This is a genomic window from Streptomyces sp. SLBN-31 (assembly GCF_006715395.1).
Lineage (GTDB): Bacteria > Actinomycetota > Actinomycetes > Streptomycetales > Streptomycetaceae > Streptomyces.
The window spans coordinates 3,681,732-3,704,868 of sequence record NZ_VFNC01000001.1; the positions used below are offsets into that span (position 1 = coordinate 3,681,732).

Here is a 23,137-nt window from a genome sequence, read left to right on the forward strand (position 1 = left end):
CGCGGAAGAAGGGAATGTCGTGAACACCGCATCCGCCCCGACGACGGATGAGCCGTCCCTGTCCGCCCGCGAGACGGTCACAGCGCTGGTGTTGCTGGGTACGGCGGTCGAGGCGTTCGGCGCGTATGTGCTGGAGCGCACGGCGGAGTCGGTGGTGCTGGCCGCGCGGCGCACCCTGGTGGGGCGGTTGCTGCGGCTGCGGATCGCGGAGTGGGAACGGATCCCGCCGGGTGATCTGATGTCCCGGGTCACCTCGGACACCACGCTGCTGCGGGCGGTCAGCACCCAGGCGGTCGTCTCCGCCGCGACCGGAGTGGTCGCCTTCGTGGCGGCGGTCGTGGTGATGGCGTCCCTGGATGTCGTGCTGCTGGGTGTAACGCTCGGTGTGATCGTGCTGGTGGGCGGGGCGGTCGCGCTGGTGATGCCAAGGATCGCGCGGGCCGCCGAGCGGGCGCAGGAGGCGGTCGGGGAGATCTCCGTCGCCTTGGAGCGGGCTCTTGGGGCGTTCCGGACGGTGAAGGCTTCCGGTGCCGAGGAGCGGGAGAACGCCCGGGTGGAGGCGGCGGCGCGGCGGGCGTGGTGGCACGGTGTGCAGAGCGCGAAGTGGGAGTCCGTGGCGGGCTCGGCTGACGAACTCGCCGTACAGCTGGCCTTCCTCGCGGTGCTCGGTGTCGGCGGCGCACGGGTGGCGTCGGGGGAGATCCCCGTGTCCACCCTCATCGCCTTCCTGCTGTACCTCTTCTACCTGATCGAGCCGGTGTCCAGGCTGGTCGACGCCGTCTCCCACTATCAGGAGGGGGCGGCCGCGATCTCCCGCGTCGCGCAGGTGGAACGCCTGGCGACGGAGCCGCCTGCCGGGACGAAGGCGGCCCTGCCCCGGCAGGGTGCAACGGTGCCGAGTCCGGCGTCGGTGCGCTTCAAGGACGTGTCCTTCCGCTACCGCCCCGGCCTGCCGAGTGTCCATCGGCAGGTGAGCTTCGAGGTGCCGGCAACCGGGATGACAGCCTTCGTCGGCCCCTCGGGCGCGGGTAAGTCGACGGTGTTCGCGCTCATCGAGCGGTTCCACGAGGCCACCGGCGGCCGGGTCCTGGTCGACGGCAAGGACGTACGGGACTGGTCCCTGTCCGAGCTTCGGTCTGCCGTCGGGTACGTGGAGCAGGACGCTCCTGTGCTGGCCGGCACCCTGCGGGAGAACGTGGTGTTCGCGGCGCCCGGCGCGACGGACGACGACATCCGCGACGTCCTGGCCCGCACGCGGCTCGACAGCCTCGTCGAGCGCCTGCCGCACGGCCTGAACACCCCGGTCGGACACCGGGGTTCGAAGCTGTCGGGTGGCGAGCGGCAGCGCATCGCCATCGCCCGCGCCCTGCTGCGCAGGCCCCGCCTGCTGCTCTTGGACGAGGCGACCTCGCAGCTCGACGCCGTCAACGAACGGGCGTTGCGGGAGGTCATCGCGGAGGTGGCCCGGGAGACCACGGTGCTGGTGGTGGCCCACCGCCTGTCGACGGTGACCGGCGCCGACCGGATCGTCGTCATGGACGCCGGACGGGTCCGGGCGGTCGGCACACACGAGCAACTCGTGGCCGAGGACCAGCTGTACGCGCGACTGGCGGCCACCCAGCTCCTGGCCCCCGCGCGATGACCCGCCACAGGCCAGGTTGTCCGGTCGGCCACTGCCCGACTCACGGCCGGACAACCACCCGTACTCACGCAAGGACGGGCTTCAGGTATCGAGTTCGGCCGCCGCCGCCGCAAGCCGGGCGGAGCAAGGGCCAGGGCGCCGGCGCCCGTTGCCGGCCACGCTTACGAGTGGGCCCCGTGAGCCACGAGCCGACGGAACAGCACGAGGGGTCGGTCAGTCCGCGCTGGGGGGAATCCGCAGCCGCACCCGGTAGCCGCCCTCCGCGGTCGGGCCCGCATCCAGGGTGCCGTGCAGGATCTCGGCACGTTCCCGCAGTCCGACCAGGCCCTGCTGCGAACTTGGGAGGGAGAGGGAGGGACGCGTGGGCGGTGTGTTGGTGACGGTCACTCCCATGCCGTCGCCGTCCTGCCACAGCTCGATCCGGGCCGTGGCGCCGGGTGCGTGCTTGCGGACGTTGGTCAGCGCCTCCTGGACCGTGCGGTAGAGCGCCCGTTGGGCGGGTGAGCCCACGGTGGGCGGCAGCTCACCCGACAACTCCGCGTGTGTGCCGCTTGATTGCACCAATTTACCCAGGTCGGCCAGGGTGGGCTGAGGGGTGAGCTCCGTGGCGTGGCCGCCGGAGGCCCGCAGCAGCGTGACCATGGTGCGCAGCTCGTCGAGGGTCGTGACGCTCAGGGAACGGATAGTGCGGGCAGCCTCTGGCATCCGCGTCCTTGGCGGCGACCTGCAACGCCCCGGCCCGTACCGCGATCAGACTGACCTGGTGGGAGACCACGTCGTGCATCTCACGGGCCAACTGGGCGCGCTCGCGCGCGAGTACGGCCTGCGCGTGCAGGGCCCGCTCGTGCTCCCTGGCCTCCTCGATCTCCACTATCCGCCGCGCCAGGTCCCGGTGCGCCTGGAGAAGCTGTGCGATGAGGACCGGGGCGGAAGCGGTCGCCAGACTGTAGACGAAGGTGAGCAGCGTCATCGTCCGGCCGACCTCGGCGAGGCCGGCCAGGGGCCACGGAGTGCTGTTCGCGACGGCGGTCAGTGCGACGCACACCGCGAGAAGAGGGCGGTTGCGCGAGCGCTCGGCCAGTGTGAACAGCGCCGCCAGCGGAGCGACGGCGACGGGCTGGGTCAGGGAGATGGGCAGGGTGAGCAGGAAGACGACGAGCGGGAACCGGCGCCGGAAGGCCAACGCCACACAGCCGAGCGCGGCCAGTGCGATACCGAGGCGCGAGTCGTCCAACAGGTTCAGCCACACGTCCACGGCCGCCGCGATGACCAGGACGAGGTCGACGACCGGCGCGGGCACACGCTCCCACAGCGCGCGGACGCGGATCATCGCCCTGCCCCCGAGCGGGGGCGCTCGTCGAGCAGTCCGGCCCGCTGCGCCAGCAGCGCGGCCTGCACCCGACCGGTCACCCGCAGCTTGGTGAGGATCGCGCTGACGTGGTCCTTGACCGTGCCGGCACCCAGGTGGATGCGCTTCCCGATGGCGGCGTTCGACAGCCCGTCCGCCACCAGCACGAGGACGTCACGCTCGCGGGCGGTCAGCAACCGGACCCGTGCCGCATCCTCGTCGACGGCCGTCCCGCTGCCGGGGTGGCTGTGCAGTAGGCTCCGCGACGCCTTGGGGGACAGCACCACACCGCCCGCTGCCAGGGTGCGTACCAGGTGAGCGAGCTGCTCCGGCTCGGTGTCCTTGAGCAGGAAACCGCCCGCGCCCGAGTTCAGCGCGGTCAGGATGTACTCGTCGGCGTCGAACGTGGTCAGCATCGCCACCACCGGCGGATCCGGCATCGCGCGCAGCTCGCGCAGGACGGTGAGCCCGTCGACGTCCGGCATCCGGATGTCCAGCAGCACGACGTCGGGCCGCCGCCGCCTCACGGTCTCCACGGCGTTGGCCCCGCTCGCGGTCGCGACGACCTCGATGTCCTCGGACGCGCCCAGAATGAGTTCGAAGCCCGAGCGGACCAGTGCCTCGTCGTCCACCACCACTACCCGGATCACGTGCTCAGCCTCACCTTCGTCCATGCCGTCGGACCCATGCCGACTCGACCCTAAAGCCCCGATCGGTCCCGACGGTCCGGCGAGCAGCAGCTCCAGCCGCACGGCGGGGTAGCACCCACCACTCGGCAGGGGCCTCACAGCCGCCTGCCGGATAGTCCATGATCGGCCCGGTCTCCAGCCTGAGGGGCATGACCCATCACGCGGACTCCCCACCGCCCCCGGCCGACGCAGTGTCCCCTGTGAGTGAGCGCGGCGAGCCCCCCGGCCGGTGCACCCGGCATGGGCCGGCTGATCGGGCTGGACCTGGCCCGCGGCCTGGCCGTCTTCGGCATGTACGCGGTCCATGTCGGCCCCGCCCCCAGCCAGGGCGGTGTCATCGGCTTCCTGATGGAGCTGGCGCAAGGCCGCTCCTCCGCCCTGTTCGCCGTCCTGGCCGGCTTCGCGGTCGCCCTCATCACCGGGCGCCGCACGCCGAAGACCGGCCTGGCCGGCCGTCGGGCGGTCGCCAAGGTCGTCACACGAGCCGTGAGCCTGCTGGCCCTGGGCACCGCCCTGACCATGACCGGCACCCCGGTCGTGCCGATCCTCGCCTTCTACGGACTGTTCTTCCTGCTCGTGCTGCCGCTGCACCGGCTGAGCGCCAAGCCGCTGGCGATGATCGCCGCGGGCTGGGCCCTGGTGGGCCCGCAACTGTTGTACCTGCTGAAACCGGTGGTCGGCGGCCGCGCCTTCCCCACCATCGGCCACGCCGATGGCATCGTCTCGCTGCTCTTCACCGGCGGCTACCCAGCCTTGACCTGGGTTCCCTCCTTCCGTTCGTTCGTCATCGCAGGTATGGCGATCGCCCGCCTCGACCTGGCCGCCACGGCTGTCCGGTCACGTCTCGCCCTCACCGGCGTCGCCCTCACCCTCACCGGCTACGGCGGCTCCTGGCTGGCGCTGCGTCTCGTGCCCGGTGCCGCCGAAGCCGTCCGGGAAGCTTCAGAGGGATCAGGCATGTCGCCCATGTCGTCCGCACCGCCCGGCAGTGATGGCGTCTTCGGCAACACCCCCGCCGGGCTGCTGGTCGCCTCCCCGCACAGCGAGGCGACCCTGTCCATCGTGGGCAACACCGGCGTGGCGATCCTGGTGATCACCGCGTGCCTGGCCGCCATGGACGCCTTCCCCCGGCTGCGCCGCCTGGTCGGGCCCATCATCGCGGTCGGCTCGATGTCACTGACGGCGTACGTCTACCACATCGTCGCCATCTGGGTCCTGGACACCGAGAAAGCGACCGTCCCGCCGCTCTCTGTCCTGCTCGGCTTCATCGCGTCCGTCACCGTCCTCGCCACCCTCTGGTCCCGCTTCTTCCCCCGGGGGCCGCTGGAATGGCTGCTGGGCAAGGCGACGGGATTGGTGCGACACATGCGGTAGGACGCTTGGCCGTCTCAGGACACCGGGCCCTGAGGCGCTGCTACGCCCACCGCGGCGCGACGGAAACTGGACTGACCGAACGTGACCTGCAGCAGTGGCTGACCACTCGGCGAGACTAGCCGCAGCCGCACGCCTACTTGCGGGACAGCGGCGGTCGAATCCCAAGGTTGCCCCGCAAGGCCCGACGGCACGATCACAGCTTCCCGGTGCACTCGGACCGATGAGTTTCTCGACGACCTCAGGTCATCACCATTGGCAGCACGTAAGACCTGTCCGAGGGCATGGCGGGCCGGCTGGAGGTGCTGGCTTACCGGTGCCCGTGGCTGCATATGCCTGATCGGGGACGCAACATGTTGGACGGCGAACCAAATGTCCTGCTGGGACCTTTCTCGGCCCCAGGCGCGCGGGCGACGCCATGGGCGTCGGCGTTGGCGGTCCTGGCGGAAGCGGAGGTCTTCTGGCTGTCCACGGTCCGCCCTGACGGGCGACCGCACGTGACGCCGCTTTTGGCGGCTTGGAGTCTGGGCAGAATGTGCTTCACCACGGGGCACCAGGAGCGCAAGGCGCGTAATCTCGAGCGCAATCCCCGCTGTGTGCTGACGACCGGCACGAATGCCTTGACCGGTGTGGACGTCGTCATCGAGGGCTCGGCATACCCAGTGGAAGAGCGCTCCGAGCGCGAAGTGGCTGCAACGGACTTCGAGCGGAAGTACGGCCCACATCTGACCAGCCCCGAGGGGACCTGGTACGGGTTGGGCGAGGCCGTCATCGGCGGCGACGTCAGGCTGTATCGCATCGAGCCGGCTGTCGGATTCGCTTTTGGCAAGCTACCGACGTCCAGCGAGACCCGCTACACATGGCCGAGTCGTTAACGATCATGACCTCACTACAGCAAGAAGTCCAAGGCGTCCTGATCGAACTCGTCGAGAGCGGAGCCGAAACCGGCTTGCAGGTCGCCGTCTACCACGACGGCGCTCTTGTCGCCGATGCCGTCGCCGACGCTCGCAGCGGACGCAGAGTGACTTCGCAGATCCCGTTCTTCAGCTTCTCCGCGGGCAAGGCCGTGACGTCGCTGATCGCTCACCTGCTGGTCAGGACCGGAGCGGTCGGACACGACACACCAGTGGTCGACCTGTGGCCGGAGTTCGGTGCCCACGGCAAGGAGACTGCGACTCTTCGCCACGTGCTGACCCACTCGGTCGGTGTGCCGGCCATGCCCCGATGCATCGGCCAGGGAGATCTCATCGACTGGCCGCGGGTCTGCCGCGCGATCGCCGACGCCGAGCCGCAGTGGCGCCCCGGCACCAAAACCGGATACCACTCATTCACCTACGGCTTCCTGGTCGGCGAAATCGCACGCCGAGCCACCGGCAAACCGATGCGGCAGCTCCTCCGCGAGTGGCTCACCGTGCCGCTGGGCATCGACGGCGACCTGTATTTCGCTGTACCCAGCACCGACCTGCCCCGTTTGGCACGACTCGAGGACGCCGCACCCCAACCGGCCGCCCTACCCAACGACGACGCCATCCTTGCGCACTGGGAATTGCGACCGAGCGCGGCTCTGGGGAACAACCAACAGATCCTGCAGGCAGACATCCCGTCGGTCGGCACCTTCACCGCCCGTGGAATCGCCGCCATGAATGCGGCGGCACTCGACGGTCGGCTCATTGACTCAGATCAGCTCGCGGAGCTGACGGCGGTGGCCTTCGAGGGAATCGACCAGGTCTTCGGCAACCACACGCGACTGGCTCTGGGCTATCCCCTCGGACGCATCGGCGCTCAGCAAAACGAAGTATCTACCACGGTCGGCTGGGTCGGGGGAGGCGGCAGTTACGTCTATGCCGACACGGCCACACATACCTCCTTCGCGATGACCAAAACCCGACTCACCCCTCACTTCGATGCCGCACAACGACTCGCAGAGATCACCGCGGCGCACAGCAAACGGCACGCTTGAACGTCGACACGATGGTCTCTCGCAAGGCAGACGATCCGGAAATTGAGCGAGGGACTTTTGTCGTCTCCGTGGCTGTTTCCGGGCGGCGCCGGGCGATAAGACGATGACTCTCCAGCAAGGACACGCCAAGCACCAGCACACCGCGCCCAAAGCCATCTCAGCCCGTACGGCCGGATATCAGCAATCGATGATGCGACCCGTGGCCGCCCAACGGCGCCGCCGCCCCGCGTCTCGGCGGTCTGGTGGGCGTTGGTGCCGCGGGCCAACAACTCGGTGCTGTTTCGAGGCCCGTGAGGCGGATCGGCGCTGGTGGGGCGCCAGTTCTCCGCGCTTCTCCTCTCTGAGGGCGCCGGCATGGTGCGAAGAAACAGGAAGCCACGGAATCTCGGGCCGCTTTGATGGCGCAGTAACGATCGGGAAGGCCGGGATCCCAGGGCGTCAGTCCCAGGTCCTGGTCAGTTGATGTTCAACGACCCTGATGCATCGAGGAGTTGGTGCAGGAGATGCGAGGCGGTGATCACCCCGATCAGGTGCGTCCCATCCTTGGCGTGCTCCGCCACAGCCACCAGCGGGCTGCGCACCTGCGCCATCAGCGCGGCTACTTCCAGCGCTGTGTCGTCCGGGTTGGCGATCGGGGGCGGAGCCGCCTTGCTGGACAGGCACTCACCGACCTTGCGGCCCGCCAGCGCCTGACAGAGCCGATCGGCGTGCTTCTCGTCGACGACGGCGGCAAGCGTCGGATCCTCAATGACGTAAGCCGGCACCAGCGCCTTGATCATCTGGGAGGCCGGCAGGATCGCCTTCGGCTCGCCTCGCCCGTCCAGGACCAGCAGACCCGGCAGTTTGTGCTCGGCCATCAGCCGTGCAGCGTCCAGGGCATCGCTGTCGACACTCACCGTCGGGTATTCGACCGCCAGGTCACGAGCGCGCACGGCAGGCTCCTCATCCGCAGGAAACGTTCCTGTACCCAGCGTCGTACGCGTCCGCGGCACAAGCCAGGTCATCGACGCGAACATACGCGACTGCGCCCGACCGGCGTCACCGGGACGGTCGACCGCCGCCGGGCCCCTGATCCGCCCGGAGCGAGCGCACGGCGCGCCGTCGGAAGAGCTCACTCAGCTGTGAGCCGCTGATGAGCCCGGCCGCCAGCATCAACAAGCCCGCCTGTACGACGGTGAGGAGAAGCGACGTTTCCTGGCCGAGCAAGCCGCTCCACCTCAGCAGTGGAACGAGACCGCCGACCCACATGACGAGCATCGCGACACCCCTGACACGGATTCCCCACGGGCTCGTGCGGCTGCGGACGCGCCTGGGTGCCCAGCCCCGCAACGAGGCGATCGCCAGGGGCAGTACGAAGGCGGACCAGGTGATCAGCCAGATCCACGGGAACACGTCCCACACTCCATTTCCTGAAAGGCCGCTCGCTGAGCGGAAAGGTTCCCCTGGCCATCGGCCCGGAGAGACGAGAACACAGCCGACCCGGCCGGTGGGCTCGGGAGGTCGGAAGACTACCCGGGCCCACTTCGCCACCACGGCTGGTCAGCCGGTGATTTCGACCTTCCCGTTGGCCTCGGCGGGTGCGCCGGCCGTGGACGGCGAGGCGCCGAACCGGGCGGTGATGCCCTTGAGCAGTTCGGCGAGGTCGACTCCCGTGGTGGAGGTCAGCAACTCGACACCTTGGGCGACGTTGTCGGCCACCGTTCGGGAGAGCTGTGAGGCGCCGTCGGTGGAGATGACGGTCATCTTGTCCACCGCGCTGAGCGGTTCGGAGGCCTTCGCGACGACCTGCGGCAGCACCTCGACGAGCATCTGCACCACGGCCGCGTCGCCGTACTGGGCAAAGGCGTCTGCCTTCTTGCGCATCGCCTCGGCCTCGGCGGCGCCCCTGGCCCCTATCGCAGCGGCCTCCGCCTCGCCCTCAACGCGTACGGCCGCCGCGAGCGCGGCACGCTGCGCCTTCTCGCCCTCGCCGGTGAGGCGGGCACGCTGTGCGTCCGCCTCGGCCTGCTTGACCAGGGCGATCCTGCGGGCCTCCGCTTCCTGCTCGGCCTGGTAGCGGGCGGCGTCGGCGGGCTTGCGGACCTGGGTGTCGAGCTGGCGGTCGGTGAGCGCGGCCTGCCGTTCGGCGACCTTCTCCTGCTCGGTGAGCACTTCCTGCTTCCGGGCAGCCTCGGCGAGCGGACCTGCTGCCGCCGCACGGGCCGCTGCCTCGTCGGTCTCGGCCTTGATCTCTGCCTGCTTCAGTGCGAACGTCCGCTGGGCGATGGCGATCTCCTCCTCGGCCTTGAGGCGGGCCTGCTCGGCGGCGCGCCGGGCGACGGCCTCGGCGATATCGGCCTCCTGCTTGGCGCGGGCCGCCTCGGGGCGGCCGAGGTCTTCGAGGTAGGAGCCCTCGGTGGTGATGTCCTGGATCTGAAAGGCGTCCAGGACCAGGCCCTGCCCGGACAGACTGGCCTCGGCCTCCTCGGCGACCTGCCCGGCGAAGGCCGCTCGGTCGCGGATGATGTCCTCCACCGACATCCGGCCCACGATCGCGCGCAGCGCCCCGGAGAGCACCTCTTGGGTGAAACCGACGATGCCGTCCTGCTGCATGAGGAACCGCTGGGCGGCTGCGCGGATGGAGTCCTCCGTGCCGCCGACCTTGACGATGGCGACGCCTTCGAGGTGGGCCTTGACTCCGCGCAGGGTGACCGCGCCACGCACGGCGACCGGGATGTGCCGGGAGGACAGGTCGAGGGTGAACTTCTGCTGTACGAAGGGCACGACGAACACACCGCCGCCGACCACGACCTTCTGCCCGCTGTTGTCGGTGAAGATCCGGCCGGTCTCCGGGTCGGTGGCCTTCTTGCCCCGTCGTCCGGTGACGATGAACGCCTCGCTCGGACCGGCGACCTTGTACCGGGTGACGACGACGAGCGCCAGCAACACGAGGAGCACGACGACTCCGACCACGGCGATGACGACTGAACTCATGGGCTTTCCCCTCAGCCCTCCCTGGGGACGGCGGATCGACAAAGGTCATGCGGATAGGAGGGGTAGGGACGAAGGGGCCGGTTGGAGAACGACGCGGCCGGTCAGCGTTCGACCAGGCGTACGGACACTGCGCTGTGCGACAGGGCCTGTTCCACCCAGACCTCGGCGCCCCTGGCCAACGGAACCTGACTCCTGGCTGCGAGCTTCACGGGCTGCCCGGCCAGGCGGATCAATACTTCTCCGTAGCCGTCGGTCGGGATGGCGGTGACGACGGATCCTGACGCGCCGATCAGATCGTCGTTGCGCGGGGCGGCACCGGATCGGTCACTCATCAGTACCCGGCTGAATCGGTAGGTCAGCCATCCTGTGGCGACCCCGGCAGGCACACCGATCGCGGTGGCACCCACCACCCCAACTCCCGCGGTGCCCATGGCGATGGCGCCGGTGAAACCGAGCATGGATATGAAACCGGCGATCACGGGAAGGGACAGCAGTCCGTCGAACAACCCCTCCAGCACCCCGACGCCTTCGAAGAGACCCTCGAGCACGCCGTCGAGAACGAGCGACAGCACGAGCAGTACGACCCCTGCGATGCCGATACCGAGCAACCAGGCCATGTGCGCTCACCGCCTCCCTCGACGTCCTCCGTTGGTCACCGCATGCTCACATATGCGCTTCGCCGATGACATTGCCTGGTTCCGGCAGTCTTTACGCTTTCTTGATGCCGTGTTCCGGACAGGCGGACGGGTCACCCGACGGGAATTGAGGACGGGCGATCCGTCGCCGTTGTCGGTCAGCCCGCTTCTGCCTGGGCCTCGATGTCCTCGATTCCCGTGGGGCGGCCCGCACGGTTCCAGCGGAAGTACAGGCCGGCCGCGATCAGCAGGGTGGCCACCATGGACAGCACCGGCCAACCGCGCAGCAGGTTCACCGCGAGGGTGAAGGCCACGGCCGCCGCGGCGACGCCGTTCACCCAGGCCAGCGCGGGCTTGCCCTCGCGCAGGGCGAAGCGGGTCATGGCGAGCAGGCCGACGAGAAAGCTGACGAAGACCGCGACTGCGTAGAACAGGACGAGCTCCTGTTCCTGGGCGGCTGCCGCCACGATGATGAGCGCGGCGGCGGCGAGGTAGACGAGGACGGACCAGTAAGGAGTGTGGTGGCGGTTGGTCCGGCCGAGGACCGGCGGCAGTACGCCGGGCTTCTCGGGTGTGCCGGACAAGGCCTTGAGCAGGCCGGGTCCGGCTTGGAAGGAGGAGCTCGCTGCGGCGAGCAGCAGCAGCGAGCTGGTCAGCTGGAAGGCGCCGTACAGCCAGCCGGGGCCGGCGGCGGCGTGTGCGATGTCGGCGATTTGCGTGGAGTCGGCGCCGGGAATGCCGATGCGCAGTTGTACGGCCAGCGTGGTGAGGCACAGGGTGAGGCCGCCGACGATGACCACCAGCAGGGCGAGGGTGCCGCGGCCGAAGCGGCGGCGGTGGGTGTCGTCGAGTTGGCCGAGCTGGGCGATCGCGGTGGAAGGGGCTTCGACACCGGTGGCCAGGGCCATGGCGACCGGGAAGGCCAGCACGACCGCCAGGACGGCGGAGTGGCCCGGAGCGCTGGACGCGGCCGCGTGGCCGGTGGCGTGCGGTGAGGTGAAACCGAGGATCAGCACCCGCGGCGGAGATGACGACGAAGGCGACGGTCATGACGGCGAAGAGCAGCCGTCCGCCGTGCCCGAACCACGTGAGCCCGGCCACGACGACCAGCAGCGCCAGGGCCAGCGGGATGCGCCACGCGGCCAGGCCGGGGAAGAGGGCAATGACCGCGCTGGCGGCGGCCGCGATGGAGATGCCGATGGTCAGCACGAAGTCGACCACCAGAGCGCCGATGGGCGGGAACGTCCAGCGTGCCCCGAACGCCTTCGCCGCCGCGGCCGCGGCGCCGCCGCCCTTGGGAAAGCGGCGCACGAGCTGCCAGTAGTTGGCGGTGACGACGACGACCAGTCCGATCACCAGGCTCATGGTGGGCAGCAGCAGGGCCAGGTCGCCGTGCAGGGCGCGCAGGGCCGCCTCGATCGCGTACGCGACGGAGGACACTGGATCGGCGATCACCGCGAAGGCGAACGCGAAGAAGAGGACGGAACGGCGCGGTGTGCGGCCGTGGGTCACGGCAACCGGAGTGGCCGCGGCGGCAGCCGACTTCGAGAGGGTCACGCGAAGACCTTCCTGACGTCCTTTAGGACGGACTTGTTGGGGACAGGACACTTCGCCGACCAGACTTCCCGGCACTCCGGCATCGACGCTACGTCAAGACGGCGGCGGCACGGGGTTAAGGATCCGTCAGGGTTGGCCGCGAGGATGTCGGTGAGGGCGTAGCAAGACAGAGTCGACGTTGTGTCCATCCGGGCGGAATGATCACGAATGAAACCGTGGTAGCTGCAGGAGCGACGTACCTACGCCTCGTCGCCCCGGGACATGCCACGCTGGTCCCGCGTGTGTTAGGAACACGTCGGCATGGCGTGCGATTGTCGTCACGAGCGCTCCTGCTCCTACAGTCGAGACGTCGGCATTGGAGCGACGGTGTCGCCAGACGACCTTCCCGCCGTGTCAGTCGGCGAGATTGCGTCACGTTCCGCCTCATTGAGCCACGTCTGTCCGCGGCAGCGGCATGCCGGGGATCGGCACGGTCGCGCCCGGTCTGTCTGTCGGAGCTCGGCAATCGCGTCGTGCAGTCATCGGTACAGGTCCGCGCATTGCTTGATCATTCGCCGCCATGCCCGCGTGAACCGTCCTGCTAAACCGTCCATCGGCCCAGCTGGAGGGAGCGAGGCCGAGCGGCGGCGGTAACAGTGAGGGCGGAGCGCCCATCGGGCACTGCGCTACCTGGTGCTGATCGGGGGGCGGGACCGCCGTCAACGGTGTCATCCGAACGCGAAGTAGCGCAGCCATACGTAGCCGATCGTCACGGCAACAGTGACGGCCGTGACGATCAGGCCGTACTTGGTGAACTGCCAGAAGGAGATGGGCTGGCGGTTGCGTTCGGCGATGCCGAGTACGACGACGTTGGCGCTGGCGCCGATGGCGGTGGCGTTGCCGCCGAGGTCCGCGCCGAGGGCCAGCGCCCACCACATGACGTGGTCGCTCGCGCCGCCCATGTCACGAACGAGGTCGCTGGTGACTGGGGCCATGGTGGCGACGTAGGGGATGTTGTCGACGACGCCGGAGAGCACGGCGGAGGCACTCAGCAGGGTGAGGGAGCCTCCGAGTTCGTTGCCGCCGATCAAGTCGGCCAACTGTCGGGAGATTTCACTGATCACGCCGGTGTCGATAAGTCCGCCGATCATGATGAAGAGGCCGGCGAAGAAGGCCAGGGTGGGCCACTCCACCTCCTTCAGCACCTCACCGGTCTCCGCCGTCGAGATCGCGATGAGCAGTCCGGCACCGAGAAGAGCGACGATGCTCGGTTCGTAGCGCAGCACGGGGTGGAGCACGAATCCGGCGACCACCAGAGTCAGCACGATCAGCCCCTGAACCAGCAGCCGCGGATCCCTGATGGCCTCCCGCTCCTCCAGCGCCATGATCTCTACCGCGCGGTCGTCGTCATAGACGAAGGCCTTGCGGAACAGCACCCGGCACAGCGCGAGGAGCACGAGCAGCAGAACGGCCACGATCGGGGTGAGATGGACCAGGAAGTCGTTGAACGTCAAACCGGCACGGCTGGCAATGATGATGTTCGGCGGGTCACCGACAAGTGTCGAGGTGCCCCCGACATTCGAGGCGAACACCTCAGCGATGAGGAACGGGGCGGCGGGCAATCCGAGGCGTTCGCACACGAGCAGCGTGACCGGCGCGATCAGGAGGACAGTGGTGACGTTGTCGAGCAGGGCCGAGGCGACCGCGGTGATCACGACGAGCATGGCCATCACCCGGAAGGGCTTGGCCCGGGCCCGCTTGACCGACCAGATCGCCAGATACTCGAACATACCGGTCTTCTTGAGAACTCCGACGATCATCATCATGCCCATGAGCAGGAAGATGACGTTCCAGTCGATGCCACTGCGCTCGGAGTAGAAGGCCGACTTGTCGTCGGTGGCCCTGATCGCCATCATCAGACCCGCGCCGCCGAGCGCGACGGCGACGCGGTGGATCTTCTCGCTGATGATCAGGGCGTAGGCGCCGACGAAGACGACGACGGCTGCCCAGCTGTGGAAGTCGTTCACGATCCTCCGGTGTAGTACTCAAGTCCGGCTCCGATTTCGGCTTCGGTGGTGACCGTGCCGAAGTGCAGGGGTGAGACATCCGGCCCCACCCAGCCGGGGGAGAGATGGCGCCGGAGTACCCACCGCGCCGCCGGCTGGTCTGCGTCAATCCGTACCGTCCGCCGCAGCCGGCCCGGCTCATGCGTGTACATCGGTGTGCACCTCCTCGGGTCGGCCGGTGGCGTCGTCGTCCGGCTCCGGGATCCCGGCCAGGTCCTCCACGTCGAAGACACGGGCGATCGGAACGTCCGTGGAACTGTGGGCGACGATCGAGAAGGCGATACAGACCGCGATCAGCGTGAACGCCTCCCGTGCCTGCGGGATGCCGGATTGCAGCACCAGCAGCCCGTAGACGACGGAGGCGAAGCCCTTCGGTCCGAACCACGCTGCAACCAGCCTCTCCTTGCGCGTGAGGCGAGTACCGAGCAGCGACAGCAGGAGGGAGGCCGGGCGGATGAGGAAGATGGCCAGGATCACAGCCGCGTAGCCGCCGAGAGACAGGTCGCCGAACAACTTCGGGGTCAGCAGTGCGCCGAACACCAGCAGCGCCGCGAACTTCGCGAGTTCCGCCAGTGCCTCGCCGAGCGGTTCGAAGGACACCTTGGCCTCGGGCGAGACGTGGGCAAGAGCCGCTCCTGCGGAGAAGGCCGCCAGGTAGGGGTTGGCGTGCGTCAGGTGGCAGGTGGCATACAGGATGATCCCGGTAGCCAGCGGCAGGAGCGGTTGCAGTTTCGGTTCGGCGCCGAGCAGCCGGAAGCGGACCAGGGCACTGACGAGCAGCGGCAGTACGACGCCGAAGACCAGACCGAGCAACAACTCGACGGCGATCTTGCCCGCTGAGGCTTCCGAGCTGGTGGTCGCCGGACCGGCGGCGGCGATCAGCACGAGGACGACCGGGAGTGCGAGCCCGTCATTGATGCCGCTCTCCACGTTCAACAACTGGCGCAGTTTCGCCGGCACCTCGGCACGTCCGACGATCGCCGAGGCGAACACCGGGTCGGTCGGTGCGAGCACCGCGCCGACGAGAAACGAGGTCGTCCAGTCCAGGCCCACCAAGAAGTGCGCCACCAAACCCATGAAGACGAAGGCGAGCGGCATGCCCAGTCCCAGAGCGCGGGCCGGGTTCTTCCAGTTGGCGCGGAGTTTGGGCAGGGACACATGCATCCCGTCGGTGAACAACACCGCGAACAGCGCCAGGTCGGCTGTGACGGACACGATCTCACTGTCCGGCGTGATGTGGATCAAGCCGAGGAAGCCGTCACTGACGAGAGCACCACCGACCAGGAACAAAAAGGATGTGGAAAGCACCGTCCGTGCCGCCAGGCCGGACAGCAGCACCGCCACCAGCAGCGCGACTCCGAAGACCACCACGAGCACCATGGCTGAAACCCCGATCGGAAGAGAGAGTGATCCCCTGCTCGCCGACCAGGCTTCCCGGCACACCAGGTGGAACCTTACCCGTCCTTGATGAGCCTTTGACAGGTCACCACTCGTGATACCGAGGGAACGACCAAGTTGCCGGAATCCGGCAACTGCCCGCCGGAACCGTCGGCGTCCTACGAGGCGCGGCGTCTTCCTGCGCCGTCCGCGCCGGGGCATCTCGAACTGAGCGATTCCAACCCTTCGGAAACGTCTTCGCGAAATGACGGCCTGCCGCTGTCATCCGCGGGGTGAAGCCGAAGAAGGTGAGCTCGTTGTGGGCAGATCGGCAGCCGTCGTTGGCAGGGCGTCGGACGTCTCCTCCGACTGCTGATGCGATGTGGTATCCCCGTGTCCGCCAGTACCACCCGGCGACTCATTGATGCGTCAAAGCAGTACCGAGAAGCCAGGGTGAGTGCTTCGATGGAGGAAACAGACTGAGCGGCACGATACAGGGCCCGCCCGGGAGCCCGAGAAGCTGGATATCGGTGATGGTGGCACACATCGTGGGACTGATCGTCGCAATTTGCCTGGTTGGATACCTCGCCCTGGCCGTGAAGTTCCCCAAGAGGTTCTGAGACGCTCCCGTTGAGCGGCGTAGGGTTACGCCACGGTCGCCAGCGGGGCGATCAAGGATTTAGCGGATGATCGACGCGGCAGTCGGTCCGGACGCAGAGAACCCGCCTGCGCTGGGCGTCGACGTCGTCACTGCCTCGATGTCCAGCGCCTGAATTCGGCAAGGAGGCGGTTCGCGTAAATCGCGCGTCGGGGGACATGTAGCTTGACCGTTCGCGCCGTCGCCGACGGGCCGAGTATGCCATGGGCGGCTTGGCGAGAGACACGACAAGGGGTGGCCGTCGCACCAGTCGGCGCCCTGTGGACGACACGCTGACAAGGCGGAGGCGGAACGAACCAGGGTGGATGTGGCTCACTTCGCGGATGGGTCCAACCGCAGGCACCGGAGCACACGAGGCGCCGCATGAGGCGCATCTGTCGAACACCAACGCCCCTCTGATCCTGGTCGTGGTGGTCGTCGCGGTCGCGGTCATCGGCAACCGGATCGCCGGCGCGATCACGGCGCTGTCGGCCGCGGTCTGGTTCGACTTCTAGCATCAAGCGGCTGGGCACAGGCCATACCTGACGATTAGCGGACCAGGCAAAGTCCCGCCGTGAATCGATACAGGGAGGCGATGCCTGGTGAGCGGTGCCGGCAAGGGCCTCAGGAAGGTCGACACCTCCGGAAGATGAGAGGTGCACGAGATGATCCGCGGTTTCGACAGCGCCCCACCATCCTTCGCCCAGGAGATGGGCGCGATCCGACCTACCTGACCGGACCAAGCCCAGGAGCAGTCACCTGCGCACTCGGGGCCTCGGTCGTCTCCGCCCTCACGCACGACGCTCGTCTTGCCATGTTTTTGGTCAACTCACTCAAAAAAGCAAGGAATGAGGGATCGTCCGGAGGCCGGGTGCGGCGATCACGGGTGGTGCGGAGTGTGCGGTGGCGGCATGGTGGCCAGGTCGGGGGTGGCACGGTCGGCCTTTGCTGCGTCGGCCAGGGCGGCGGCTGCGGCTTCCGCGGCCTGGGCCGTGTCGCTGGCCGCTCCGGCGGCCGTGTCGGCGGCGGGCTTCTCGCGGGTGGCCGGCGATTGCGGCAATGCCTCGGTGAACGCGCGGGATACACCCTGCAGAGCCGACGTGACCTCGCTGGGGATCACCCAGAAGGTGCTGCCCGGGCCCTGCGCGAGTTGAGGCAGCGTCTGGAGGTACTGCCAGGCGAGCAGCTTGGGGTCGGGATCGTTGCGGTGGACGGCCTGGAACACCTCGTCGATGGCGCGGGACTGGCCCTCGGCCTGGAGGATGGCGGCGGTACGGTTGCCCTCCGCACGGAGGACGGCGGCCTGCTTGTCGCCTTCGGCGGTGAGGATCTGTGACTGGCGTTGCCCCTCGGCGTTGAGGATCGCGGCCCGTTTGTCCCGTTCGGCCCGCATCTGCTTCTCCATCGCGTCCTTGATGGTCTTCGGCGGATCGATGGCCTTGATCTCCACGCGGTTGACCCTCAGCCCCCACTTGCCGGTGGCTTCGTCCAGGACCCCACGCAGCTGGCTGTTGATCGTGTCCCGCGAGGTGAGTGTCTTTTCCAGGTCCATGGATCCCACGACATTGCGCAGGGTCGTGACGGTGAGCTGCTCGACCGCCTGGAGGAAACTGGCGATCTCGTAGAAAGCCGCTCGCGGATCGGTGACCTGGAAATACAGGACAGTGTCGATCTCCACGACCAGATTGTCCTCGGTGATGACCGGCTGCGGCTTGAAGGAAACGACCTGTTCCCGCAGGTCGATCAGCGGATGGACGCGGTCGATGTACGGGATGACGAGGCTCAGGCCAGGAGTCAGGGTTCGATGGTAGCGGCCGAGTCGCTCGACATTGCGAGCACGCGCCTGAGGGACGATACGGACCGCCCGTACCACGGTGAACACCGCGAACAGTGCGACTATCAGGCCGACAATCAAGAACGCCGTGGTTTCCATGGTTTCAGTCCCGGGGGTAGACGATCGCGGTGGCGCCGCTGATCTCTATGACGTCGACGGTCTTTCCAGCAGGGATCACGAGGGTCTCGTCGTAGGCGCGGGCCGTCCATTCGTCACCGTCGATGCGGACCCGTCCGCCCAGGCCCGTCACGTCCGAGACGACGTAGGCAGCCTTGCCGACCAATGCGTCCACACCAAAACGTGCCGCTTGGGGCTGGAGCCCGTGGCGCAGCGCAAGGGGGCGCACGAAGAGCACGGCGATGGTAGCGACGGCGGCGAAGACCAAGAACTGGAAGGGCGCCGGCAGCCCGACCGCGGCGGACCCTGCCGTGACCACTGCGGCCACACTCAGCATGCCGAGCGCGGCAGTCAGAGTGAAGATCTCCGCCACAGCCAACACGGCCGCGATGATCAACCAGATCAGCCATAGATCCATTGTGTGCCTCATGTGAACGGTGCGGGTACGGACGAGCCGGACTCCCATCAGTGGACCGTGACTTGGGCCAAGCCGCGATACCTATGCGTGCGAAGGCCCTGCCGATCCAGCGAATTTGAAACCGCTTTGCCTCTACTTTACCCAGGGAGGGGGGATTGCTACTCCTCATTGGGTGGCCAGGTTCGTGAATCTTGCATTGACGGTAGACCTCGCCATGCGATCGAGGACGAGCTCACAGGGACTTGTTTCTCGCCGCCACCATTGCCGTGCTCCGGTGCTCCTGGCCTACCAGATCAGCAACATCCTGCGCGTCATCGCCTTCGACGAACAAGAAACCCCCAGCCGCATCCTGCACCGACTGGACGATGTCTTCCACGAACTGCACGCCGGACCCATGACCACCGTCATCGTTGCCCGCCTGGAACCCCTGCCCCAGGGCGGCAGACTGCTGCGCTGGGCCAGCGCCGGTCACCTGCCCCCGCTCCTGGTCACCCCCGACCACCGGTCCCGTTACTTGCACGCCGACACCGGCCCGCCGCTCGGCGTCGACCCCGAGCTGCCCCGGCCCGACCACGAGGAGGCCCTTCCGGCGGGCGCCACCGTCCTTCTGCACTCCGACGGCCTGGTCGAGGACCGCGCGCACGCGCTGGACGACGGCATGCGCCGGGCCGCCGACATTGCCGCCCGCCACGCCACAGAGCCGCTGCCACGGTTGTGCGACGCTCTCCTCGGCCACGGCCAGGACGCCTTCGACGATGACGTGGCCCTGCTCGCCGCACGCCTGACCACATGACCTCGGTGCACATCCGGCCGCCGACGTATTCGACGGGGAGGGCCCCAACCGCTTCTCGCGGTTCCTGATTGCGCGGTGCGCAGCCCCCCACTGCTTCTCCGCGTCTTTCTGCGGGGCCCTCCCCGTCGTCTTCACTACATCACTTCAGCACCGGTCCCGCGAGGGCCGTACGGCCCTGACGGCCGCCCCGCCTGTCTTCTTGACCCGGCCACCGATGGGGTCGCTGACAGGACTTGGCGGTCCCGACACCTCATGCCTGGCCCCGCGGCCCACCGCAGCGGTGCGGGGATACCCTCCCTGCGTTCCAGGGCGGGGTTGGTCATTGACGAGCTTGAGTTGCGGGTCCACGGCAGCCAGCCTGAAGGGATGACCGGGTGAACAGTCCGCGAGCCCGCGCGTGGCCGGCTCCGGCCTGCTGCACAAGGCGGTGCGAGTTGAAACACCACGACTGCGGCATCGGTGATGTCGAACCGAAAACCTTCCGTCTGGCCGCCAGGCGCTCGCGGCTTGTCGGTTTTCGGTGGTCCCACCCCTCAATGGTGCATCCAGTGGGCTGAGGGCACCGCCGCAAGCGGCGATGCGTTGGGGGTGGCGGAGGTCATTTGGCCGTGGCGAGGACGTCGGCCAGTGCCGCGACGGCCTGTTCGGCGTCGGGACCTTTGGCGCGCACGGTCATGGTGCTTCCGGCGGTGGCGCCCAGGCCCATGACGGCCAGGACGCCTGTCGGGTTGACGGTCCGGCCGGCGTATTCGAGTTGCACGGTGCTGGTGAAGCCGGTCGCGGCGCGCGCGAGCTGGCCTGCTGGGCGGGCGTGCAGGTTGGCGGGCAGGACGAGGGACGTTTCGGCGCTGGCCGTGGTCGTGGCGGTGGAGTCAGAGCTTGTGGACATTGCGGGCCTCCTTGGCGGCGTCGGCGACGGTCTTGAGGTCGGCGCCGGATGCGGCGGTGACGACGGCGGCGACGGCTCCTTCGACGAAGGGCGCATCGACGAGGGTGACGTCTGGACGAGGGTGGTCTTCCAGGACGGTGCGGGCGGTCAGGACGGAGCTGCCGAGGTCGGGAAGGACGACGACGCCGCCCCCGCGGTCGGCCTCCTTGATCGCGTTGAGAACCAGGTCGTAGCTGGTGCCGATCCGGCCGTCGTCGGTTCCTCCGGCGGTGGCGAGGGGGACGTCCTTCGAGCCGATCTGCTCCACCAGCAGGCGAAGGCCCGAGGCGAGCTCGGCGCTGTGGGACACAAGGACGATGCCAACAGGTGTGTTCATGAACGGCTACGTTAAATGTCAGAACGCTGTTCAGCAATACGGAACAAGGGAAAGTTTCCGGCCCTTGCCTGCCCGCCGTGACCCGGCGGTGCGGATCACTTCACCTGCCGTGATCGCCCGGCGAGGCGACTGGCGCCATCGCGACCACTGACCCCGCCGAGCACCTGCCGGTCGAACCCGGGATATCCGCAGCCCACGACGACCGCGCCGGGGGCCGCCCGCGATCCGCATCGCGAGCAGGAAGGCTGCTTGGCAGGTCGCTCCATCCGCCGACTCGGTTCCCGTCCGCATGAAGGCGGCGACCGCCGCCACGCCCCCCGCCCGTGATGCCGATGCCGGAGCAGCCTCGAGCCGTCCGCCGTTGGGAGCGGGTTGCGGAACCCCTTGACAGGCGCGAAACGCAGCCTTAATTTTCCGGAACACCGTTCATTCATGATGAACAGTTTCCCCGGAGGCCACTGGCTTCCGGTTTCCAATGAGCCGGCCGCCAGGTTGCCCGACCCTGACCACCTGGCGGCCCCCTCCCCTCACAGCCCGCTCATGCGGAGGAGGTGAGCGCCCCATGCAATGCGGCATGGGCGCCCAACTATGGAAGACAACACCTACCGTCAGAAACTTCTCGCCGAGATGCTGGGCACCGCCGTGCTGGTGTTCATCGGCGTCGGATCGGTCCCCGCAACGCTCATCGTCGGCGGCGACGCCCCGTTCACCATGGCGCAGCTGGGAATGATCTCGCTCGCGTTCGCCACCGCAGTCATCGCGATGGTCTACTCGATCGGCCATATCTCCGGCTGCCAGATCAACCCGGCCATCACGCTGGCCCTCGCCGCCACGAAGAAGATGCCTTGGCGGGACGTCCCCGGCTACATCGCGGCCCAGGTGGCCGGAGCGGTGCTGGGCGCGCTCGCCATCGTCGGGGTGCTGGGGAAGAAGGCGGTCGACGTCGGCCTCGGTATCGCCGCCTACGGCACCGGTGTCGGCGCCGGGCAGGCCTTCTTCGCCGAAGCGATCGGCACGTTCCTCCTCGCGTTCATCGTGTTCGGCGCGATCGACCGGCGCGCCCCCGGCGGTTTCGCGGGCCTTGCCATCGGCCTCGGCGTCTTCGCGATCATCATCCCGGTGGCGCCGGCCACCGCGGCGTCCATCAACCCCGCCAGGACACTCGGCCCCATGACCACGGGAGAGCTGTTCGGAGGCACAGTCCACTGGGGCCAGCTGCCGGTCTACCTGGCCGCCGAGGTCATCGGCGCCCTCGCTGCCGGCTTCCTCTACGTCACCCTCAACACCAGCCGCAAGGCAGTCGCCGCTACCCCCGCCGAGGTCCCGGTGGCCCAGCCCGCCACGGCCGAAGGAGCCCTGTCATGAAGAAGCTCATCAACGCTCCCGAAGCAGTCCTCGCCGACACTCTGTCCGGTATCGCCGCCGCCCACCCGGCACTGAACGTCGACACGGACAACAAGGTGATCACCCGCGCGGGCGGCACCCGGACGGGCAAGGTGGCCCTGCTGTCAGGAGGTGGTTCCGGGCACGAACCCCTGCACGGCGGCTTCGTGGGAACGGGCATGCTGGACGCGGCCTGCCCCGGCGAGGTGTTCACCTCGCCCGTCCCCGGCCAGATGCTCACCGCAGCCCAGGCCGTCGACGGCGGCGCGGGCGTGGTGTTCATCGTGAAGAACTACACCGGTGACGTCCTCAACTTCCAGATGGCCGCCGAACTCGCCGCCGAGGAAGGCCTCAGCGTGGAGACCGTCCTGGTCGACGACGACGTCGCCGTCCAGGACTCCACCTACACCGCCGGCCGCCGCGGCACCGGAGCCACCGTCTTCGTCGAGAAGATCGCCGGGGCCCTCGCCGAGCAGGGCGCCGACCTCGCCGCCGTAGCCGAGATGGGCAAGCGGGTCAACGCCTCCTCCCGATCCTTCGCCGTGGCGCTGACCGCATGTACCACGCCCGCCTCCGGCAAGCCCGGCTTCGACCTGCCCGAGGACGAGATGGAGGTTGGCGTCGGCATCCACGGCGAGCCCGGCCGCCGTCGGGAGAAGCTGCGACCCGCCAAGGAGATCGTGGCCACGGCCCTGGACGCGATCCTCGACGACCAGCCGCTGGCCGCCGGCGACGACACCATCGTCATGGTCAACGGCCTGGGCGGCACCCCGCTCATCGAGCTGTATGTGGTGTTCAACGAGGTGGCACAGGTGCTCGCCGCGAAGAACGTCACCATCGCCCGCAGCCTGGTCGGCAACTACGTCACCAGCCTGGACATGGCGGGCGTCTCCATCACGGTGTGCAAGGCCGATGCCGAGATGCTGACCCTGTGGGACGCACCCGTGAACACCCCCGCCCTGCGCTGGGGCGCCTGACCGAGCCGGGGGCGGGCCGCCCGATCCGCAAGGGCCCGGGTCAGAGCCTCCCCGCAGCCAGCTCTGACCGAACCGCACCCCTTGCCGCATCCAGCGGCCGGCCCCCGGCTCACCCC

Annotated in this window: 20 protein-coding genes and 1 pseudogene; 9 read left to right on the forward strand and 12 right to left on the reverse strand. The window is 68.4% G+C overall.

Going from position 1 to position 23,137, the window contains the following annotated elements:
• Positions 1–19: 19 nt before the first annotated feature.
• Positions 20–1,642 (forward strand): ABC transporter ATP-binding protein, encoded by a 1,623-nt coding sequence (locus FBY22_RS16990; protein WP_142146481.1) that lies wholly within the window; start codon positions 20–22, stop codon positions 1,640–1,642.
• A 213-nt stretch (positions 1,643–1,855) separates the two neighbouring features.
• Here FBY22_RS16990 and FBY22_RS16995 read toward each other — a convergent pair.
• A pseudogene (locus tag FBY22_RS16995) lies at positions 1,856–2,972 on the reverse strand (sensor histidine kinase).
• On the reverse strand, positions 2,969–3,664 hold the full coding sequence (locus FBY22_RS17000) for a response regulator transcription factor (protein WP_142146483.1): 696 nt from the start codon (positions 3,662–3,664) through the stop codon (positions 2,969–2,971). The pseudogene FBY22_RS16995 and the gene FBY22_RS17000 overlap by 4 nt, the downstream one beginning before the upstream one ends.
• Before the next feature lie 255 nt (positions 3,665–3,919).
• Between FBY22_RS17000 and FBY22_RS17005 the strand changes: the two genes are divergently transcribed.
• The 3 genes from FBY22_RS17005 to FBY22_RS17015 all read left to right on the forward strand — a co-directional run bounded on the left by FBY22_RS17005 (position 3,920) and on the right by FBY22_RS17015 (position 7,010).
• Positions 3,920–5,053, forward strand: coding sequence for a DUF418 domain-containing protein (locus tag FBY22_RS17005; protein ID WP_142146485.1), 1,134 nt, complete (start codon positions 3,920–3,922; stop codon positions 5,051–5,053).
• Between the two features lie 350 nt (positions 5,054–5,403).
• Complete coding sequence (locus FBY22_RS17010) at positions 5,404–5,925, forward strand: pyridoxamine 5'-phosphate oxidase family protein (RefSeq protein WP_142146487.1); 522 nt, start codon at positions 5,404–5,406, stop codon at positions 5,923–5,925.
• Complete coding sequence (locus FBY22_RS17015; protein ID WP_260844889.1) at positions 5,910–7,010, forward strand: serine hydrolase domain-containing protein; 1,101 nt, start codon at positions 5,910–5,912, stop codon at positions 7,008–7,010. Before FBY22_RS17010 ends, FBY22_RS17015 begins: the two co-directional genes overlap by 16 nt.
• A gap of 455 nt (positions 7,011–7,465) precedes the next feature.
• Here the strand turns inward: FBY22_RS17015 and FBY22_RS17020 are convergent, their stop codons facing one another.
• From FBY22_RS17020 to FBY22_RS44960, 4 genes are all read right to left on the reverse strand, one after another.
• Positions 7,466–7,942, reverse strand: a complete 477-nt coding sequence (locus FBY22_RS17020; RefSeq protein ID WP_142146489.1) for a CBS domain-containing protein — start codon at positions 7,940–7,942, stop codon at positions 7,466–7,468.
• 607 nt (positions 7,943–8,549) lie between these two features.
• Entirely contained in the window at positions 8,550–9,983 is a 1,434-nt protein-coding gene (locus tag FBY22_RS17025; protein WP_142146491.1) for a flotillin family protein, read from the reverse strand.
• Between the two features lie 101 nt (positions 9,984–10,084).
• A complete protein-coding gene (locus tag FBY22_RS17030; RefSeq protein WP_142146493.1) occupies positions 10,085–10,600 on the reverse strand; it encodes a hypothetical protein in 516 nt (171 codons plus the stop codon).
• 176 nt (positions 10,601–10,776) lie between these two features.
• Entirely contained in the window at positions 10,777–11,634 is an 858-nt protein-coding gene (locus FBY22_RS44960; protein ID WP_260844890.1) for a hypothetical protein, read from the reverse strand.
• An 11-nt stretch (positions 11,635–11,645) separates the two neighbouring features.
• Here FBY22_RS44960 and FBY22_RS44965 point away from each other — a divergent pair, with 11 nt between their 5' ends.
• On the forward strand, positions 11,646–11,942 hold the full coding sequence (locus FBY22_RS44965) for a hypothetical protein (protein WP_260844891.1): 297 nt from the start codon (positions 11,646–11,648) through the stop codon (positions 11,940–11,942).
• A 940-nt stretch (positions 11,943–12,882) separates the two neighbouring features.
• On the opposite strand, the gene FBY22_RS17040 is transcribed toward FBY22_RS44965, so the two are convergent.
• Together FBY22_RS17040 and FBY22_RS17045 are read right to left on the reverse strand one after the other, a co-directional pair.
• Positions 12,883–14,181, reverse strand: coding sequence for an SLC13 family permease (locus tag FBY22_RS17040; protein ID WP_142146495.1), 1,299 nt, complete (start codon positions 14,179–14,181; stop codon positions 12,883–12,885).
• Between the two features lie 177 nt (positions 14,182–14,358).
• A complete protein-coding gene (locus FBY22_RS17045) occupies positions 14,359–15,600 on the reverse strand; it encodes a sodium:proton antiporter (protein WP_142147752.1) in 1,242 nt (413 codons plus the stop codon).
• A gap of 978 nt (positions 15,601–16,578) precedes the next feature.
• Between FBY22_RS17045 and FBY22_RS17055 the strand changes: the two genes are divergently transcribed.
• Positions 16,579–16,749 carry a hypothetical protein gene (locus FBY22_RS17055; RefSeq protein ID WP_260844892.1) on the forward strand — a complete coding sequence of 57 codons (171 nt, stop codon included), beginning with the start codon at positions 16,579–16,581 and terminating at the stop codon, positions 16,747–16,749.
• 365 nt (positions 16,750–17,114) lie between these two features.
• On the opposite strand, the gene FBY22_RS17060 is transcribed toward FBY22_RS17055, so the two are convergent.
• Together FBY22_RS17060 and FBY22_RS17065 are read right to left on the reverse strand one after the other, a co-directional pair.
• A complete protein-coding gene (locus tag FBY22_RS17060; protein WP_142146499.1) occupies positions 17,115–18,167 on the reverse strand; it encodes an SPFH domain-containing protein in 1,053 nt (350 codons plus the stop codon).
• A 4-nt stretch (positions 18,168–18,171) separates the two neighbouring features.
• Positions 18,172–18,603: an NfeD family protein gene (locus tag FBY22_RS17065; protein WP_142146501.1), complete on the reverse strand. Its 432-nt coding sequence runs from the start codon at positions 18,601–18,603 to the stop codon at positions 18,172–18,174.
• A 274-nt stretch (positions 18,604–18,877) separates the two neighbouring features.
• On the opposite strand from FBY22_RS17065, the gene FBY22_RS17070 reads away from it, so the two are divergent.
• Positions 18,878–19,396: a PP2C family protein-serine/threonine phosphatase gene (locus FBY22_RS17070; protein ID WP_260844893.1), complete on the forward strand. Its 519-nt coding sequence runs from the start codon at positions 18,878–18,880 to the stop codon at positions 19,394–19,396.
• Between the two features lie 598 nt (positions 19,397–19,994).
• Here the strand turns inward: FBY22_RS17070 and FBY22_RS17075 are convergent.
• Together FBY22_RS17075 and dhaM are read right to left on the reverse strand one after the other, a co-directional pair.
• Positions 19,995–20,285, reverse strand: a complete 291-nt coding sequence (locus tag FBY22_RS17075; protein ID WP_160159885.1) for an HPr family phosphocarrier protein — start codon at positions 20,283–20,285, stop codon at positions 19,995–19,997.
• Positions 20,269–20,661 (reverse strand): dihydroxyacetone kinase phosphoryl donor subunit DhaM, encoded by a 393-nt coding sequence (gene dhaM / locus FBY22_RS17080; RefSeq protein ID WP_142146507.1) that lies wholly within the window; start codon positions 20,659–20,661, stop codon positions 20,269–20,271. The genes FBY22_RS17075 and dhaM overlap by 17 nt, the downstream gene beginning before the upstream one ends.
• 588 nt (positions 20,662–21,249) lie before the next feature.
• Between dhaM and FBY22_RS17085 the strand changes: the two genes are divergently transcribed.
• Both FBY22_RS17085 and dhaK read left to right on the forward strand, forming a co-directional pair.
• Positions 21,250–22,026, forward strand: coding sequence for an MIP/aquaporin family protein (locus FBY22_RS17085; RefSeq protein WP_142146509.1), 777 nt, complete (start codon positions 21,250–21,252; stop codon positions 22,024–22,026).
• Positions 22,023–23,021, forward strand: a complete 999-nt coding sequence (dhaK, locus tag FBY22_RS17090) for a dihydroxyacetone kinase subunit DhaK (RefSeq protein ID WP_142146511.1) — start codon at positions 22,023–22,025, stop codon at positions 23,019–23,021. The genes FBY22_RS17085 and dhaK overlap by 4 nt, the downstream gene beginning before the upstream one ends.
• The last annotated feature ends 116 nt before the right edge of the window (positions 23,022–23,137 follow it).